This window comes from Pseudomonas sp. OV226 (genome assembly GCF_003148705.1).
Taxonomy (GTDB): domain Bacteria; phylum Pseudomonadota; class Gammaproteobacteria; order Pseudomonadales; family Pseudomonadaceae; genus Aquipseudomonas.
In genome coordinates, this window is the sequence record NZ_QGGS01000010.1 from 194,028 (window position 1) to 210,273 (window position 16,246).

At 59.5% G+C, this 16,246-nt stretch carries 19 protein-coding genes and 1 pseudogene; 11 read left to right on the plus strand and 9 right to left on the minus strand.

The features are described 5' to 3' along the window. The first annotated feature begins 68 nt into the window (after positions 1 to 68). Complete coding sequence (tspO, locus tag C7534_RS18005; protein ID WP_046032084.1) at positions 69 to 509, plus strand: tryptophan-rich sensory protein TspO; 441 nt, start codon at positions 69 to 71, stop codon at positions 507 to 509. After that, on the plus strand, positions 509 to 1,504 hold the full coding sequence (locus tag C7534_RS18010; RefSeq protein WP_109786564.1) for an alpha/beta hydrolase fold domain-containing protein: 996 nt from the start codon (positions 509 to 511) through the stop codon (positions 1,502 to 1,504). Before tspO ends, C7534_RS18010 begins: the two co-directional genes overlap by 1 nt. Here the strand turns inward: C7534_RS18010 and C7534_RS18015 are convergent. Beyond that, positions 1,497 to 2,396 (minus strand): pirin family protein, encoded by a 900-nt coding sequence (locus tag C7534_RS18015; protein WP_109786565.1) that lies wholly within the window; start codon positions 2,394 to 2,396, stop codon positions 1,497 to 1,499. The two genes, C7534_RS18010 and C7534_RS18015, sit on opposite strands and share 8 nt — an antisense overlap. A gap of 130 nt (positions 2,397 to 2,526) precedes the next feature. Here C7534_RS18015 and C7534_RS18020 point away from each other — a divergent pair, with 130 nt between their 5' ends. Further along, positions 2,527 to 3,438 (plus strand): LysR family transcriptional regulator, encoded by a 912-nt coding sequence (locus C7534_RS18020; RefSeq protein WP_109786566.1) that lies wholly within the window; start codon positions 2,527 to 2,529, stop codon positions 3,436 to 3,438. A gap of 45 nt (positions 3,439 to 3,483) precedes the next feature. Here C7534_RS18020 and C7534_RS18025 read toward each other — a convergent pair whose 3' ends face one another. Beyond that, positions 3,484 to 3,876 carry a DUF6124 family protein gene (locus C7534_RS18025; RefSeq protein WP_109786567.1) on the minus strand — a complete coding sequence of 131 codons (393 nt, stop codon included), beginning with the start codon at positions 3,874 to 3,876 and terminating at the stop codon, positions 3,484 to 3,486. 533 nt (positions 3,877 to 4,409) lie between these two features. Beyond that, positions 4,410 to 5,054, minus strand: a complete 645-nt coding sequence (locus tag C7534_RS18030; protein WP_109786568.1) for a glutathione S-transferase — start codon at positions 5,052 to 5,054, stop codon at positions 4,410 to 4,412. A 96-nt stretch (positions 5,055 to 5,150) separates the two neighbouring features. On the opposite strand from C7534_RS18030, the gene C7534_RS18035 reads away from it, so the two are divergent. Next, on the plus strand, positions 5,151 to 5,717 hold the full coding sequence (locus C7534_RS18035; RefSeq protein WP_046032079.1) for a TetR/AcrR family transcriptional regulator: 567 nt from the start codon (positions 5,151 to 5,153) through the stop codon (positions 5,715 to 5,717). Between the two features lie 48 nt (positions 5,718 to 5,765). Here C7534_RS18035 and C7534_RS18040 read toward each other — a convergent pair whose 3' ends face one another. Then, complete coding sequence (locus C7534_RS18040) at positions 5,766 to 6,185, minus strand: VOC family protein (protein WP_109786569.1); 420 nt, start codon at positions 6,183 to 6,185, stop codon at positions 5,766 to 5,768. A gap of 118 nt (positions 6,186 to 6,303) precedes the next feature. On the opposite strand from C7534_RS18040, the gene C7534_RS18045 reads away from it, so the two are divergent. From C7534_RS18045 to C7534_RS18055, 3 genes are read left to right on the plus strand one after another with little or no spacing between them, the layout of a single operon-like run. Further along, a complete protein-coding gene (locus C7534_RS18045; protein ID WP_109786570.1) occupies positions 6,304 to 7,386 on the plus strand; it encodes a bifunctional transcriptional activator/DNA repair enzyme AdaA in 1,083 nt (360 codons plus the stop codon). A 31-nt stretch (positions 7,387 to 7,417) separates the two neighbouring features. After that, positions 7,418 to 8,230: an isocitrate lyase/PEP mutase family protein gene (locus C7534_RS18050; RefSeq protein ID WP_109786571.1), complete on the plus strand. Its 813-nt coding sequence runs from the start codon at positions 7,418 to 7,420 to the stop codon at positions 8,228 to 8,230. Positions 8,231 to 8,235: 5 nt separating this feature from the next. Next, positions 8,236 to 8,853, plus strand: a complete 618-nt coding sequence (locus tag C7534_RS18055; RefSeq protein WP_109786572.1) for a DNA-3-methyladenine glycosylase family protein — start codon at positions 8,236 to 8,238, stop codon at positions 8,851 to 8,853. A gap of 141 nt (positions 8,854 to 8,994) precedes the next feature. Here C7534_RS18055 and C7534_RS18060 read toward each other — a convergent pair whose 3' ends face one another. The 3 genes from C7534_RS18060 to C7534_RS18070 form a co-directional block, all read right to left on the minus strand. Further along, on the minus strand, positions 8,995 to 10,092 hold the full coding sequence (locus C7534_RS18060) for an extracellular solute-binding protein (protein ID WP_109786573.1): 1,098 nt from the start codon (positions 10,090 to 10,092) through the stop codon (positions 8,995 to 8,997). A gap of 2 nt (positions 10,093 to 10,094) precedes the next feature. Next, positions 10,095 to 11,219 carry an agmatine deiminase gene (gene aguA / locus C7534_RS18065; RefSeq protein ID WP_109786574.1) on the minus strand — a complete coding sequence of 375 codons (1,125 nt, stop codon included), beginning with the start codon at positions 11,217 to 11,219 and terminating at the stop codon, positions 10,095 to 10,097. A 99-nt stretch (positions 11,220 to 11,318) separates the two neighbouring features. Further along, positions 11,319 to 12,203, minus strand: a complete 885-nt coding sequence (locus C7534_RS18070) for a LysR substrate-binding domain-containing protein (protein WP_109786575.1) — start codon at positions 12,201 to 12,203, stop codon at positions 11,319 to 11,321. A 250-nt stretch (positions 12,204 to 12,453) separates the two neighbouring features. On the opposite strand from C7534_RS18070, the gene C7534_RS18075 reads away from it, so the two are divergent. Together C7534_RS18075 and C7534_RS18080 are read left to right on the plus strand one after the other, a co-directional pair. Continuing rightward, positions 12,454 to 12,849 carry a PaaI family thioesterase gene (locus C7534_RS18075; RefSeq protein ID WP_046032071.1) on the plus strand — a complete coding sequence of 132 codons (396 nt, stop codon included), beginning with the start codon at positions 12,454 to 12,456 and terminating at the stop codon, positions 12,847 to 12,849. Between the two features lie 37 nt (positions 12,850 to 12,886). Next, positions 12,887 to 13,384, plus strand: a complete 498-nt coding sequence (locus C7534_RS18080) for a GFA family protein (RefSeq protein ID WP_109786576.1) — start codon at positions 12,887 to 12,889, stop codon at positions 13,382 to 13,384. Between the two features lie 9 nt (positions 13,385 to 13,393). Here the strand turns inward: C7534_RS18080 and C7534_RS18085 are convergent, their stop codons facing one another. Then, positions 13,394 to 14,002: a tRNA-(ms[2]io[6]A)-hydroxylase gene (locus C7534_RS18085; protein ID WP_046032069.1), complete on the minus strand. Its 609-nt coding sequence runs from the start codon at positions 14,000 to 14,002 to the stop codon at positions 13,394 to 13,396. A 159-nt stretch (positions 14,003 to 14,161) separates the two neighbouring features. Between C7534_RS18085 and C7534_RS18090 the strand changes: the two genes are divergently transcribed. Continuing rightward, positions 14,162 to 15,025, plus strand: a complete 864-nt coding sequence (locus C7534_RS18090) for a universal stress protein (RefSeq protein ID WP_109786577.1) — start codon at positions 14,162 to 14,164, stop codon at positions 15,023 to 15,025. A 65-nt stretch (positions 15,026 to 15,090) separates the two neighbouring features. Here C7534_RS18090 and C7534_RS18095 read toward each other — a convergent pair whose 3' ends face one another. After that, positions 15,091 to 15,561, minus strand: coding sequence for a DUF1289 domain-containing protein (locus tag C7534_RS18095; protein WP_027923350.1), 471 nt, complete (start codon positions 15,559 to 15,561; stop codon positions 15,091 to 15,093). Positions 15,562 to 15,971: 410 nt separating this feature from the next. Between C7534_RS18095 and C7534_RS18100 the strand changes: the two are divergent. After that, a pseudogene (locus C7534_RS18100) lies at positions 15,972 to 16,246 on the plus strand (bifunctional aconitate hydratase 2/2-methylisocitrate dehydratase); the annotation flags it as partial.

Sequence of the window (16,246 nt, forward strand, 5' to 3'; positions counted from 1 at the left end):
CGTCCTCTCTTTAATGCTGCCGGCATGGCTTGCAGCCTTAAAGAGCTACCCTCAGCCAAGGATCGCCGATGACCTTTCTTGTTTTTCTTCTAGCCTGCGGTGCCGCCGCAAGCACAGGCTTCTTTTTCAAACCGGGCCAGTGGTACGAATCGCTGGTCAAACCCGCCTTCACCCCACCCAACTGGGTGTTTCCAGTCGCTTGGTCGACGATCTACCTTTTACTCGCCTGGGCCGGGTACCGGTTGACCCTGATACCTGGCAGTCAGGAGGTGTTGGCGTTATGGGCGGCGCAGATTGCGCTGAATACGCTGTGGACACCGGTGTTCTTCGGCGCGCAGCGCATGTTCACCGGAATGTTGATCCTGACGCTGCTCTGGCTGGTGGTCGCGGTGATGGTGGTGATGGCGTTGCAGCTTGATGTGATCACTGGGTTGATTCTGCTGCCTTACCTTGGGTGGCTTTGCGTCGCCGCTGCGTTGAATTTTTCCATCTTGCGCAACAACCGCTGATGATGAATGCCAACGAGGGGATCAAATCGCCTTGGCCTGCTGACGAGCGGGCATTGGCGCAAGTGCGCGACTTCAACAAGAAGCTCGCCTGGTTGCCGCGCTTTCGAATCCGCAATCGCCTCATGCCTCGAGTGATCCAGGCCTTGCTGCGCGCCAGTCAAATCGGCGGCGCGGGTAAATTGCGAAAGCATGGGCTCAAGGCTGAAAGAAAAGTGGTGAGTGTGGGCGGCGTTTCAGTGCCCGTTCGGATCATCCGGCCCAGAGGTAAAGCAAAGGGCGTTGTGCTGGATTTCCATGGTGGCGGTTGGGTGATCGGCAACGCGCAGATGGATGACAACTTCAACGTTGCGATGGTGAATACCTGCAGCGTCACGGTCGTCTCGGTCGATTACCGGCTTGCTCTATCGACGCCGATTGAAGGTGTCATGGAGGATTGCCTGTGTGCAGCACGCTGGTTACTGAATGACAGTTGTGAAGAGTCTGCGGGACTGCCCGTGATCGTCGTCGGTGAATCGGCCGGGGCGCATCTTGCTGCGGCAACGTTGCTGGCGCTATCACCCGACTTGCTTCAACGGGTGAGCGGTGCGCTGTTGTATTACGGCGTCTACGATTTGACGGGAACAGCGAGCGTGCGTGCGGCGCCCCCTGAAACGCTGGTGTTGGACGGCCCCGGCATGGTTGAAGCGTTGCGCAGGCTGACGCCGAACCTCAATGACCAGCAACGCCGGCAGCCACCCTTGTCACCGCTGTACGGCGACTTTACGGGTTTCCCGCCGGCGCTGATGTTTGCCGGCGAGCTGGACCCCTTGAGAGACGACACAATCGAATTAGCCGCACGATGGACCAAATCGGCACCGGTCGAGGTGCATGTGTTGCCGTCATGTCCCCACGGGTTTATTCATTTTCCGACCGCCCTGGCAGATAGCGTGCTTGCGTATGGCCGTGAGTGGATAACGGCTCGGATCGACGCGTTCGCCGGCGCTGGGGTTACTTGAAAACCGGCACGCTCGCCGACGGGTTTGGCGTTCGCAGGTACTCACGCAACCGAACGCCAATCTCCGCAATTTTTGCCTCCCCCGCACGCAAGGCCTGCGGGTTGGTGTGAACCGAGTAGCTGCCCAGCGCAAGATCATGGGGATGAGGTTCCGCGGACCCGATCACGAAGACCGTATCCTGAAGCATGGCCTTCAGCGTCACTGCCCCGCTACCGGGTTCGAAGATAACCATTTCACCCGCCGTGACCAGGCCTGGTGCGCCGAGCGATCCCCGGCTGACACTTAACCACAAAGATTCGTGCCCATCCGGTGGCACATAGGTCCAGGACTGCCCAGCCGCAAGCGTTACCAGCAAGTAGTTCATACCCGAGGGAGCGCGGACCGGGCTTTGGACACCTTGGTACGCGCCAAGAATCACCCGCGCCGGCCCCACTTCAGGCATCACGTTTGACTCCAGGTACTGGCTGTCGACACTTGCGTTTTCCAACGCGGGCGGCAGTGCAACCCACAGTTGAAAGCCTTGAATCCGCTTCGATGTCCCGACCGACATTTCCTTCCCATGCCACACCCCGCCCCCCGCGCGCATCCATTCAACACCGCCATAGTCAATCGTCCCCGCACCCGATTCGGCATCCTCGAAGCGCAAATTGCCTTCAGTAATGACGGTGACGGTGGCGATCCCCGAGTGTGGGTGCATGGGCATCCCCCCGATGAATGAGCTCTCACCTTCGAACAGGTCAAGGAACACGAATGGCTTGATCAGGTGGCCCAGATCGGAAGGACTCATCAGTCGGACAATCGAGCCATGCCCGCTGCCGGTGGTGCGGTAGCTGATGGCGCGATGCTTGGCACTTGGAGCGATACCGATGGGAGGCTGTTGCTGAACGGTCATGATGATTGCCTGTTATGCAGAGTTGGGAGCCTTGCGGGCCCGATGCCTGAAACAATAGGGCCAAGGCGATTGCTTGATAAGTCGATACAATTGGATTGCACTCGTCCACCAGCAACAGGAATGACCCGCCATGATCGACCTCAATGACATCGCCATGTTTGTGCAGGTGGTACGCAGCGGCAGCTTTGCAGAGGCGGCGCGACGCCTCGGCATGCCGCCCAATACCGTGAGTCGGCGCATCCAGCAGCTCGAAGCGCATCTGGGTACGCGCCTGCTGCAACGCTCCACCCGCAAGCTCACGCTGACCAGTGCCGGCCAGGACTTTCATGAGCGTTGCGCGGGCGCGGTCGACGGCCTGCTCGACGCGGGTCAGGCGTTGTTAACAGGCAGCAACGAACCGAGCGGCTGGGTGCGCGTGGCGGCTCCGGCCGACTTTTTCGACTTCTTTCAGATGGAATGGGTGACCGATTTTTTGGCGATGCATCCGCGCGTGCGGCTCGACTTCGTGCTCAGCGATGTGAAGGCTGACTTGATTGCCGAGCAGATTGACGTCGCTTTTCGTGGCGGCTCCTTGCGCGACTCAGGCTATGTCGGTCGTCAGATTCTCGACCCTCGCAGCGTCGGGATGGTGGCCAGCCCGTCCTACATCGCGGCACGCGGCTCACCGAGCACACTGCAGGACCTGTTGAACCACGATTGCGTGATCTCCGCGCAACCCGGTGGTCATGCTACGTGGCGCCTGGTCGGGCCCAACGGTGAGGAAGAGGTGCAAGTTGCCGGGCGCTTCAGTGGCAATACCGCGCAAGCACTGCGCAAGGCCGCCGTGGCCGGGCTCGGCATCGCGCTGCTCCCGCCGATGATGGCCAGGCTCGACGTTCAGGCGGGAGTGCTCGTCCCGGTGCTGCCGCAATACCAGCCCCACGGCTACGGTTTTAACGTGCTGTATCCGAGCCGTCGACAGTTGCCGCTCGCCGTATCGGCGTTCATCGCGTGGGTGATCCAGAAGCTGAATGCGGCGGATGCGCCGCAGGTGTATCGATAGCGGGTTGGCGAGGAAGCAAGCTCCCCCGCCAACGTGATGCAGCGATTACTTGGGCGGAACGAAGTTATCCAGCATTCGATTCACCGCCAGCTCTCCCAGCATGATGACCTGTTGCAGCGCCAGCACGTTACTGCGATGAGTCCCCTCTAGCGATGCCGCGACGTTGCTGGCCATGACACTGGCCGACGCCATGTTCTCGCACGTTTGAACCAGCAAGGTTTCATGGTCGACGTCTGGGGCAATCATGTAAATGGTGCTGGGTTTACGTGGGGTGTTGTTCATGAGCGCCGCCGGATTGAGATAGAAGTTCAGCGCGCGTTCGGCTGCGTCGTGGAGTTTTTTTGGGTCGAGGGTTTCGTACGGGGATACTGACTCGGCGGTTGGCGGATCGGTATCGGGTGAATCGGTGTCCGGCGGGTTAGGTGTTACTTTGAACATAGATGAACTCCAACTTCTAATATTGAGGAGCCATCACCCTCGCTACCAAACGAAGGGGTGGCGGCCATACGTGGGTTGGTAGACCGGTAGAAGCTGGAAACCCGGCGCTCACAATGGAGCCCCACGCATGACCACCATAAACACAGAGTCCCAAAAAGAGACTACATAAGGTGTTGTCATGCGGCTTCTAGACGGGCTACCAAACCCGATCACTGTTTTTCAGTGACAGGGAAACGATATAGCCCACCCCGTAGCCGCACAAGCCGGCGGATTCTGGCTTGATCGTAGGTAACGGCGCAAGGTCTTGTAGCCTTCGGGACGTAACACCAAGTGTTTTTAAACACGCTTCGTTAAACGCGTGAAGTCATCCAAAAAAATCAAAGAAACATCCGGCATTTATTAGCGTAGGTGGCTGCTTGGGCGCTTCGTTCAACAAAGCCCGGCGTAGCCCGATCTCGGCTTATACGCTGAACGAAAACGCAAACGCCCCGTACCGATTGACGGCCGGGGCGCAGTAAGGCCTTCAGACAGGATCAGGCCGGGTTTTTCACGCTTGGCCGCTCACCTGTTTTTGCGTTCCATGCGAGGAGCGCAGTGCACTCATCCGGAATCGCAATTTGAGCGAAACCGGCGAAGATCAAGCCCGCCCAAACGGTGATGTCCGCCATCGAGAATTGATCGCCGGCCACGTAAGGCTGCGATCTCAAGACCTGGTCGAAATACTTCATGCCGTTGATAGCTTTCTCACGGTGCATCTCGCCCCATACGACCCGGTCGCTCCACTCGGGGCTTTTATAGGCTTTCAATTGAGGCCCGAGCCCGTCGGTCGCGTGGTGAAAATAGATGCCGATGGCTTCGATGAGCTGGTCGTCGGCGCGTTTCTGCATCATGTGGATCATCCCCTTCTCTTTCGGCGTTGTGCCAGTGAGCGTGGGATTGCCATCAAGGTTGTCGAGATACTCGGTAATGGCCGTGCATTCGGACAGATAAGTGCCGTCATCCAGTTCCAGAACCGGCACGGTGCCGGTGGGGTTGATCGCTAAAAAAGCGCTTTGTTTGTGTTCGGCTGCCGGCAAATCGATCTTGATGAACTCGATGCTGGACGCCAACGCCTTCTCGGCGATGACCACTCGAATACGTAACGGGCTAGGAAAACCGGGGATATCGTAGATCTTCACGTTAACTCCATTGCCATCTATCTATCGGGAGGTAGACAATGCGGCCAGCGATCGTTCAGGTCAACCGATATCTATCGATAGGTAGGCAAAAACAGTATGACAACAATCGATACCAAGCAAACCATCCTGCAAGCAGCCCGTAGAGTCGTGCAGGCCCGCGGCTACAACGCATTGAGTTTTCGCGAGTTGGCGAAAGAAGTGGGGATCAAAAGCGCCAGCATCCACTACCACTTCCCAACCAAGGGTGATTTGGGTGCTGCTCTGGCTCGACGCTACACCGAAGACACCGCCGCGTATCTGGATCAGTTACTGGTGGAATCACAAGACCCGAAGTCGATGATGAAGGACTACACGGCCGCCTTCCGCGCAGCCCTGGAAAACGACAATCGGATGTGCCTGTGCGGAATCCTGGCGGCCGAGCACCACGATCTCCCGGCCGAAGTACGCGTCGAAGTGGACGGGTTCACGGATACGAACGTTCGATGGTTGGCCAAGGTGCTGGCGCTGAAACAGCCAGACGTTCAGCCAGAAGCACTTGAACGGCAAGCACTGTCGATATTTGCCGCCATTCAAGGTGCGCAACTGGTGTCCCGAGGGCGCAACGACATTTCGGTGTACGACCAAATGATCGAATCCTATCGAGTGGCCGGTTTGATGCCTTGAAGTTCGCTTGCCCCGAATCGAGTTTTTACGATAGCGGCTTGGGGATGCCTAAGGCTGATCAGTGGACGGCCCTTTGAGCTCGACCTGGTTACCATCCGGGTCGAAACAATAAAGCGACAAGCCATAACCTTCAGCACCAAAGCGCGTGGCGGCTTTCTCCACTGTCAGACCAAACGACTGCAAGTGGCTGACAAGCGCCGCCTCATCAAAGGGTTCGATGCGCAGGCAGACATGGTCGAGGTTACGCCCCTCGTGACCGGCTGCTGCGCCGCCCTTGCGGCCGAGTTCACCGTCGAGGCTGACGAGGTCGATCATCGAGGTGCCGGCGCGCAGGTGCACCAGCCCCAGCTTGTCCTGGCGCTTGACCAGTTCTGCGCCGAACACTTGCGCGTAAAACGTGATGCTTCGTTCCAGGTCCTGGACGCGCAGCACAATATGATCAATCTGTTGAATCGTGAACGGGTGCATGAAGTCGGTTCCTGAATGGCAGCCTTGTCAATAACCCGATGACTGTAGTCCAGCGCCACAAAAATTCACTGTCGATTTTGCGGTGGAGACTCCCACCCCAGGGTTTTATGCTCAACCCATGAACATACAGACCGCTTTACTGCCGCCCCACGCCGAAATGGTTCGCGCCATGCTCGAACGCGACACCGCCTATGAGGGGGTGTTCTTCACGGCCGTGAAAACCACCGGGATCTTCTGCCGCCCCGGCTGTACGGCGCGCAAGCCAAAACCGGAGAACGTCGAGTTCTTTGCCCATGCCGATGAATGCCTGTCGGCGGGCTACCGCGCCTGTCTGCGCTGCAAGCCGCTGGACGCTGTGGCCATCGCACCCGGCTGGGTGCAGACGTTGCTGAAGTCGGTGGACGCCGATCCCGAGCAGCGCTGGACCGACGCCCAGTTGCTGGCCGAGGGCATCGAGCCGCTGAAGTTGCGGCGCTGGTTCAAGCAGCATTTCGGCATGACCTTTCACGCCTGGCTGCGCACCCGACGTCTTGGCATGGCGCTGGGCGGGATCAAACAGGGCGATTCCATCGACAGCGCGGCATTCGACTCAGGTTATGAATCGCTCAGCGGCTTTCGTGACGCTTTTCAGAAGTCGTTCCACATTACGCCGGGCCGGGCCGCTCAAAGTGAACCGCTGCTCTTTACCCGGCTGACCACGCCACTGGGGCCGATGATCGCCATGGCCGAGCGCCGTGGCCTGGTGCTGCTGGAGTTCCTCGATCGCCCGGCATTGACCCGGGAAATCGAAGAACTGCAGCACCGGCATGACTACGCTGTCGCGCCGGGACATCACGCCCATCTGCAACACATCGAGGCCGAACTGGCGCAGTACTTCGCCGGCAAGCTCACGCACTTCAGCGTGCCATTGCACTTGCCGGGCAGCGACTTCGCCCGCCAGGTGTGGGCGCAACTGGCTACTATCCCCTATGGCCAGACCAGCACCTACGGCGCCATTGCCGCACGACTGGGCAAGCCCGGTGCCAGCCGCGCCGTGGGCCTGGCCAACGGGCGCAATCGACTGGCCATCGTGGTGCCCTGCCACCGGGTGATCGGTGCGGACGGCTCGTTGACCGGCTATGGTGGAGGACAACCGCGCAAGGCGTTTCTGCTACGGCTGGAAAACGCGGCGGTGCAGCTCACCCAACCACTCGCGTTCTGAATTTCTCAACCGTCATAAGGAAGGACATTCGATGGACAACCAATTCCACCAGTTGCACCAGTTGCACCAGCAAGGCTTGTTGATCCTCACCAACGTCGCCGATGCCACCGGGGCGCGGATCGTCGAGCAACTGGGCTGTAAAGCGGTCGCCACCAGCAGTGCGGCGGTGGCGTGGGCTCATGGTTATGCGGACGGTAATGCCCTGCCCGTCGAACGCCTGGTATCGACCGTCGAATCCATCGCCCGGGTGATTTCCGTGCCGTTGACGGTGGACATCGAGGCGGGCTATTCCGATGACCTTGCGCGCGTTGCGCAAGTGATTGAGGCGGTGATCGCCGCCGGGGCGGTCGGGATCAATATCGAAGACGGTGCGTCCCCGCCCGAGCTGCTGGTGCGCAAAATCGAAGTGGCGCGCAAGGTCGCCGATCAGCGCAATGTGAAACTGTTTATCAACGCACGCACCGATGTGTACCTCCGCGGATTGGTGCCGGCCGAGGATCGCGTCGCCGAGACACTCAGGCGCGCCGCCTTATACCAGGCGGCGGGTGCCGACGGGTTGTTTGCGGCGGGCGTCTCGGCGGAGTATGAAATCGCGGCGTTGTGCCAAGGCACCGCGCTGCCGGTAAACGTGCTGGGACTGGCGAGCCTGCCCTCGCCCGACGCGCTGCAAGCCTTGGGCGTGCGACGCTTGAGTGCCGGTTCGGGCATCGCCGAGTTTCTGTACGGTGCGATGGCCGGCCTTTCAAAAAGTTTTCTGGAAACCGGCAAACTCGACAGCAGCCACCTCAAGGCCTTCACCTACGGCGAGATCAACGCCTTGCTCAAACCCGCCGGGACTGCTTGATCGCCATGCCCGATCCCTATCAACCCGCGAGCGCTTATTTGGCGTCCCTGGACGACGACTGGGCGCGCCACATCGCCGCCATCGGCCCGTGCCTGCATCAGCCCCATGCGGCTCGCGATCCGTATGAGTCGCTGGTGCGGGCGATTGCCTACCAGCAACTGCACGCCAAGGCCGGTGATGCGATTGTCGGCCGGTTGCTGGCGCTGTTTCCATCGGTGAGCTTTCCACGGCCCGAGCAGATTCTGGCGACAGGGTTCGATCAATTGCGCAGTTGCGGGTTCTCGGCAGGCAAAATCGCGACCATTCAAGGGATTGCCCAAGCGACCCTGGACGGCGTGGTGCCGGATTACGCCACGGCATTGGCGATGGAAGATGAGGACCTGATCTCGCGACTGGTGACCTTGCGCGGCGTCGGGCGCTGGACGGTTGAGATGTTGTTGATCTACAGCCTCGAACGGCCGGATATTTTGCCGGCCGATGACTTCGGCGTGCGTGAGGGGTATCGGCGGCTGAAGGGGCTGGAAGTACAACCAACACGCAAGCAGATGGTCGAGATCGGGCTGGCGTGGAGCCCATACCGGACGGTGGCGGCTTGGTATTTGTGGCGGGTGCCCAACAAATAAACCGCGTTATCGTTCATCGTCGGAACGCCGCCCAGACCAAGCCCGGCTCCCACAGTGGATTTGTGGCGTTCACAAGACCAATGTAGGAGCCGAGCTTGCTCGCGATGGCGGAATCACATTCACCCCATTACCCAATGCCCATCACAACCCGGATTTCAACCGGCTAAACGCCCGGATCAATGCCCGGTTAAACGCCTTCCCATTATCATTCTTGCTGTACAACGAGGCCTTCACCTGCGCCGTCGGATACGTCCCCGGATCATTGCGAATCGCCGGATCAATCAAGCCATCCGCTGCCGTAATCGCATTGGCGTAATGAATGGTGTCGGTAATCGGCGCAATCACCTCCGGCGTCATCAAATAATCCATCAACGCCAGTCCCGCCTCGGGATGCGGCGCATCCTTGGGGATGACCATCGCGTCAAACCAGATCAACGTGCCTTCCTTCGGGATCCGGTAAGTCAGCGTGAATGGCTTGTTCGCAGCCGCTGCCTGTCCGGCAGCGATGGCCACGTTGCCGTTCCACGACATCGCCACACAGGTGTTGCCGTTGGCCAGATCGCTGATGTTCAGGTCATTGTCAAAATAGCGGATAAACGGGCGAATTTTCGCCAATTGCTGCTCGGCCAGCTTCAGGTCATCCAGGTTCTGACGGTTGATGTCCAGGCCCATGTACTTCATGACCGCCGCAAACACTTCGTTGGGATCGTTGAGCAGGCTGACCCCGCAATCGGCAAATTTCGACACCACCGCCGGGTCGAACAGCATCGCCCAACTGTCCGTTGGTGCGTGCGGTAAACGCTGTTCTACGGCCTGTTCCTGATAGCCGACGCCGGTGGTGCCCCACGCATAGATACCGGCGTAGCGATTGCCGGGATCAAACACCGCCATGTGTTCGCGGAATTCGTCGCCGACACCTTGAAAATGCGGTATTTGCTGGTGGTCCAGCGTCTGGATCGCGCCACTCTGGATCGCCCGCGATAAGTGCTGCCCCGCCGTTAGCACCAGGTCATAACCGCTGCGTCCGGTCAGCAGTTTGGTTTCGACGGTTTCCAGTGAATCAAAGTGATCAGCGACCACATGGATACCGGTTTTCGCCTCGAAATTCTTCAACGTATCCGGGGCCAGGTACTCGCCCCAGATATACAGGTTGACCACCGGTCTGGTGGTGTCGGCGGCCTGCACACACAGGGGTGCAAGCACCAGCATTAACGCTTGAGTCAGTTTGTGCAGGCCCATGTTCAAACGTCCTTTTTGTTGCGGGCAGGCGCCGCGTATTGCGGCATGGTGATGCACGCGACATTGCCGCCGCCGAGGAGGATTTCCCGGGAGTTTTCGATACCGACAATTGTGTGAGTCGGGAACAGTTCGGCCAGCGTTGCCAGCGCCGCCTGATCGTGACGGTCACCGAACAACGGCACCACGATCGACGTATTGCCGGCGTAGTAGTTGATATACGACGCGCATATCTGCGTCCCGGCCTGGCGCGTATGCGTGCTGTCTTGCTGATCCAGCCCTTCGGCTTCTGCAGCGGTCCATTGCAGTACATCCGGTTGCGGCAGTTTATGCACGATCAGCTCGCGACCACGGCTGTCACGGGTGCTGCGCAGGATGTCGTAGGCCTCCTGATAGATTTCCCACTGGGGGTCATCGCGGTTGTCGGTCCATTGCAGCACCACTTCACCGGGTCGCACGAAGCAGGCGAGATCGTCGACGTGGCCGTCGGTTTCGTCGAACTTGCACCCGCGCGGCAGCCAAATGACTTGCTCGGCGCCGAGGTAATCGGTCAGTCGGCGCGTGACCTCTTCCTTGCCCAAATGCTGATTGCGGTTGCGGTTTAGCAGGCATTGCTCGGTGGTGAGGATGCTGCCTTGGCCGTCGCTTTGAATGCCACCCAACTCGGCAATCAACGGTGCGCGGTAGCGGTCGAAACGTTCGATTTCGAGAATCTTGCTGGCGATCTGATCGTCCTTGTCCCACGGGTAGTACAAACCTCCGTCAAGGCCACCATAAGCGTTGAACTCAAAGTCGACGCCGCGCACTTCACCGCTGTGGTCGTTGACCACAAAGCACGGGCCACTGTCGCGGAACCAGGTGTCGTTGCAGGTCATTTCCACCACCCGCACTTGAGGGGGAAGCTGGCGGCGGGCGGTGGCGAATTGGGCGGCGGAGGCACACACGGTCACCGGTTCGCTTTGCGAGATGGCGGTGACGATTTGCACCCAGACTTTCTGCGCAGGCTTGGCGCCGTTGCGCCAGACGTCGGTGCGCTCCGGCCAGCCGAGCCAGCAGCCGGACTTGGCTTCGAATTCGCCAGGCAGGCGGAAGCCGTCTTGTTTGGGGGTGGAGTCGAGCAAACGTGCCATGTTCAAACCTCATCAACGGGATTGGAATGACCACAGGCTAAGGTCGCTGGCGCCTTGCTCGCCAACGATGATTATTTCGGAACACTTGAATTCAACTCATCAATCGATCAGTTGATCGTTGAACCATTCCAGCATCTGCGCCACGGCCGGACGCTCCAGCCGCACCCGTTCGCATACCAGTGCGTATTGGCCGAGCGCCGTCATGCTGGACGTGAACGGCCGCACCAGACGCCCGCTGAGCAAGTCCTCCTGAGCCGTCAGGTTGTCGCCCATGGCCACGCCCTGCCCTTGGGCCGCTGCTTCCAGTGCCAGGCCCGCGTGGGCGAAATACAACTGCCGTTCGGGGCGTTGATCCCCGGCATGGCTGGTCAGCCAAGCGGTCCAGGTCTTGCCGTCCTGATCGTCGTGCAACAGGCAATGGCGCGTCAGATCCTTGGGCGCCTTCAACGTACCCTGGTTGAACAGACCGGGGCTGCACACCGGAAAGAACTGCAATGCCGGCAATGGCCGGACGAAGTACGCGCTGCTGTCCACCGGGCCCGTGCCATAGGTGATCGCCAGGTCGATGTCTTCCCCGGGTGCCGTCGCATCAATGGGTTGTTCATAGAGGTGCAAGGTGATGTGCGGATAGCGCGCGTAAAAATCCGTGAGGCGGCTCATCAACCATTTTTGTGCCAGCTCGGCGGTCACCGCCAGTCGCAACACTGCCAGTGATGACGGATCGCGCAGTTCGTCGCAGGCATCGCCGATCAATTCGAAGGCCTGCTGCAAGCTCTGCATCAAGCGCCCGGCGGCCATCGTCGGGCGAATCTGGCGACCTTCACGCACAAACAGCGACACGCCCAGCTGTTCTTCCAACTGGCGAATCTGGTGACTGACAGCGCTGTCGGTGACACACAACTCCGCCGCCGCCCGGCCAAAATGCGCGTGACGGGCAGCACATTCGAAGGTTCGCAGTGCTGCCAGAGAAGGTAGTCGTCGCATGAGTCAGCCCCGGTGATGGAGGCGCCCATGCTGCCTTGGCCGTGAGTGGGCGTCCAGCAGGACCGCGTTATCGTTCATCGCGGGCAAGCCCGGCTCCTACAGGCGTTCACAACACCCTGTAGGAGCCGAGCTTGCTCGCGATAGCGGCGGCCCATTCACCACAAATCCACCGCCCCATCACCCTCCCTTATCCATCATGACTTCCCTCCATCCCAGGCGCATGTTGGTGTCTCAACCGGAGGGATTCGCCATGCTCGAAGCACTGAAACAGATCAACTCAACCTCAGCCTTCAACCGCTGGGCCGATTTCGAAGTGACCCATGCCGCAAGTGGCGAAGCCGAGCTGACCATGGCTTTTCGCGAAACCGATATGGCGCAATATGCAGGCTTCCTGCACGCTGGCCTGATTGGCGCGCTGCTCGACACGGCGTGCGGCTTTGCTGCCGGTACGGTCGCCGGCAACGTGCTGGCGTCGCACTTTTCGGTCAACTGCCTGGCGCCTGCAATCGGTGAAGCGTTCGTCGTTCGGGGTCGGGTGGTAAAGGCTGGCAAGAAACAGGTGTTCGCCCGCGCCGAGCTGTTTGCACAAACCGGCGATCAACTGAAACTGGTAGCGACCGGCGATGCGATTCTGGTACCGGTCTAGGCTGTCTGGATAAACCCCAGACCGGTCGGAGGTTGCCATGCAGCTCGAAGGCTCCTGTCATTGCGGCGCGGTGTCGTTCAGTTTGAACAGCGCCCACCCCTACCCTTATCAGCGTTGCTACTGCTCGATCTGCCGCAAGACACAGGGCGGTGGCGGGTATGCGATCAACCTCGGCGGCGATGCCGCAAGCCTTAAGGTACACGGGCGAAAGCACATCGCGATTTACCATGCGCGGCTCAAGAATGACGGCGACAAACGCGTCCACAGCAGCAGCGCCGAGCGGCATTTCTGCTCACTGTGCGGGAGTGGTTTGTGGCTGTTCAGCCCTGAGTGGCCGGAGCTGATCCACCCGTTCGCGTCCGCCATCGACACTCCGTTGCCGGTGCCACCGGAGCACACGCACCTGATGCTCGGCTCGAAAGCACCGTGGGTGGAGGTCGAAGCGCACCCTGGCGATCAGCAATTCGACGTTTATCCCGAAGAATCCATCGCCGACTGGCACGAGCGCCTTGGGTTGACTCGCGAGGACGTTTAACAGTCTGTGTCAGGCCGCTGCGGGCACACCGCTGTGGAAACGGAATTCCACGTCTGGCGACTCGATCAGTTCCTGCTCGGCGGCGCGGACCTTGTCGATCACCTGGGCGATATCCTTGGCATCGCCGTACTGATAGGCCAGTTTCAGGTAACCCTGAAAATGCCGGGCCTCGCTTTTCAGCAGGCCGAAGTAGAACTTGCCCAGTTCTTCGTCCAGATGCGGCACCAGTGCCTCGAAACGCTCGCAGCTACGGGCCTCGATAAACGCGCCGACCACCAGGGTGTCCACCAGTTTGACCGGTTCGTGGCTACGCACCACTTTGCGCAAACCCGAGGCGTATCGCCCGGCAGACAGTTGGCGCAGCTCGATCTTGCGCTTTTTCATCAGGCGCATGACCTGCTCGTGGTGCACCAGTTCTTCCCGGGCCAGGCGCGACATCAGGTTGATCAGGTCGACGTGGGAGTGATACTTGGCAATCAGACTCAGCGCGGTGCTGGCGGCCTTGAATTCGCAGTTCTTGTGGTCGATCAGCAGGGTTTCCTGATCGGCCAGTGCGGCCTGAACCCAGCCGTCGGGGGTACGGCAGCCGAGGAACTCGTGAATTTCGGGAAGGATCATGGGGCTCACGGATAAGTGGTTCAAATCGAAGGGCGCCGATTATACCGGCCTGCCCGCAGACCACCAGCGGCCAACCATTGATATGCATCAAGTCGCCGGATGCCGGGCAGCAACTATAGTTGTGCAACGCCGTGCTTTTTTCTTCAGGAGATCCCGATCATGCAAGCCATTCGCAGCATTCTGGTGGTCATAGAACCCGAACACTCGGAGAGCCTGGCGCTCAAACGGGCCAAATTGATTGCCGGTGTGACTCAGGCGCACTTGCACCTGCTGGTCGGCGACCCCAAGCATGATCACAGCGGCATGCTGGGCGTGCTCAAGGCGGCCCTGGTGGCGGACGGTTACAGCGTCACCACCGAACAGGCCTGGCATAAGAGCCTGCACGAAACCATCGTCGAGGTGCAGCAAGCTGAAGGCTGCGGGCTGGTGGTCAAGCAGCACTTCCCGGACAGCCCGCTGAAAAAGGCACTGCTGACCCCGGATGACTGGAAGTTGCTTCGCGCGTGCCCTACCCCCGTGCTTCTGGTAAAAACCGCCGGTTCCTGGAAAGACAAAGTGATTCTGGCGGCCGTCGATGTCGGCAATACCGACCCTGAACACCGCCACCTGCACAACACCATCATCGATCATGGCTATGACATCGCCGGCCTGGCCAAGGCGCACCTACACGTCGTCAGCGCTCATCCGTCGCCGATGTTGTCCGCTGCCGACCCCACGTTGCAGCTCAGCGAAACCATCGAGGCGCGCTATCGCGAGCAGTGCCGGGCGTTCCAGGCAGAGTTCGACATCGACGACTCGCACCTGCACATCGAAGAAGGCCCGGCAGACGTTTTGATACCGTTCATGGCGCACAAGCTGCAGGCGGCTGTGACCGTGATTGGCACCGTGGCGCGCAGCGGACTGTCAGGGGCATTGATCGGCAATACGGCTGAAGTGGTGCTGGATTCGGTGGAGAGTGACGTGCTGGTGCTCAAGCCGCGGGAGATCGAGGATCATCTGGAGGAGTTGGCTGACAAGCATTGAGATGCTTAACGTCGGGGCGCAAACTTTCGCGAGCGGTGCAACTATTCGAACTGCTCGCGAAGTTTCTAGGCGCCAAAGGCGTCTTTCAGAAAACCCGGTGCGATGTAGCGCTGGTAGTGCGCCTCGGACAGGAGGAAAAATTCCCGATCAATGGCATCGCGCAATTCCGGCAGGTTCCAGTCGCGGAATTCCGGCATCAACACCATCCCGTAAGCCTCCAGGTTGTTGATCACCCGCGCCCCTCGGGCAATCAGTTGATACGCCCAGCAATACTCTGACTGATGCGGCACAAAACGAATCTTGCGTTGCTCCAGCTGCAAACGCAGGCGCTGGGGGTCGAACACCTCCAGCTTGCTGGCCATCACTTGGGACAGCAATTGTTCAAGTCGAAGCCATACGGCGCGCTTCTCCTCCTCGTTGTAGCCATTCCAGTTGATCACTTCATGGTGGAAACGCTTACAGCCACGGCACACCAAATCACCGTAAACAGTGGAGCAAAGGCCGACGCAGGGCGTCTTGATAGTCTGATTGGGCATAGAGGTAGGCAAAACACGGGGAAAACTGACAGGTCCGCATGTTAGCCCTTTGTCTAACATTCATCACCCCTCAAAATTCGAGGGCTAACTTACCTTTAATTTTTTTTTGCCGTAGAATCAGCCAGCCTTTTTAAGGCGCCAATGTCCGTTTGAAGCTGTTTTCAAAGCGTCACGAGCACAGTCGTTCCTTCAGAGCGGTGTTGGCGAAGGGTTTTTCCAGCGGGGAAAAGCTCAACGCCAACCCTCATCAGCTCCCGTTCTGCAGGCGTAAAACTTTGAAAGCAGCTTCTGTAAGGAATTGTCGGTAATTCTGGCTAAGTGGCTCACAACGCCATGCAGCGCATGAGTACGGCAATTTCGGGATGAGCGTCCCGGACACCCATTTGGGACCACTGATGAGGGTAATAACTGTGCTTGAAGCCTACCGCAAACATATCGAAGAGCGTGCAGCACTGGGTATCGTTCCCCAGCCACTTAACGCCGAACAAACTGCAGGCCTGGTCGAGCTGCTGAAGAATCCTCCGGCTGGCGAAGAAGCTTTCCTCGTTGACCTGATCACCAATCGCGTTCCACCTGGCGTGGACGAAGCAGCCTATGTCAAGGCCGGCTTCCTGTCCGCCCTCGCCAAAGGCGAAGCCAAATCCCCCCTGATCGACAAGAAGCGCGCTGTTGAACTGCTCGGCAC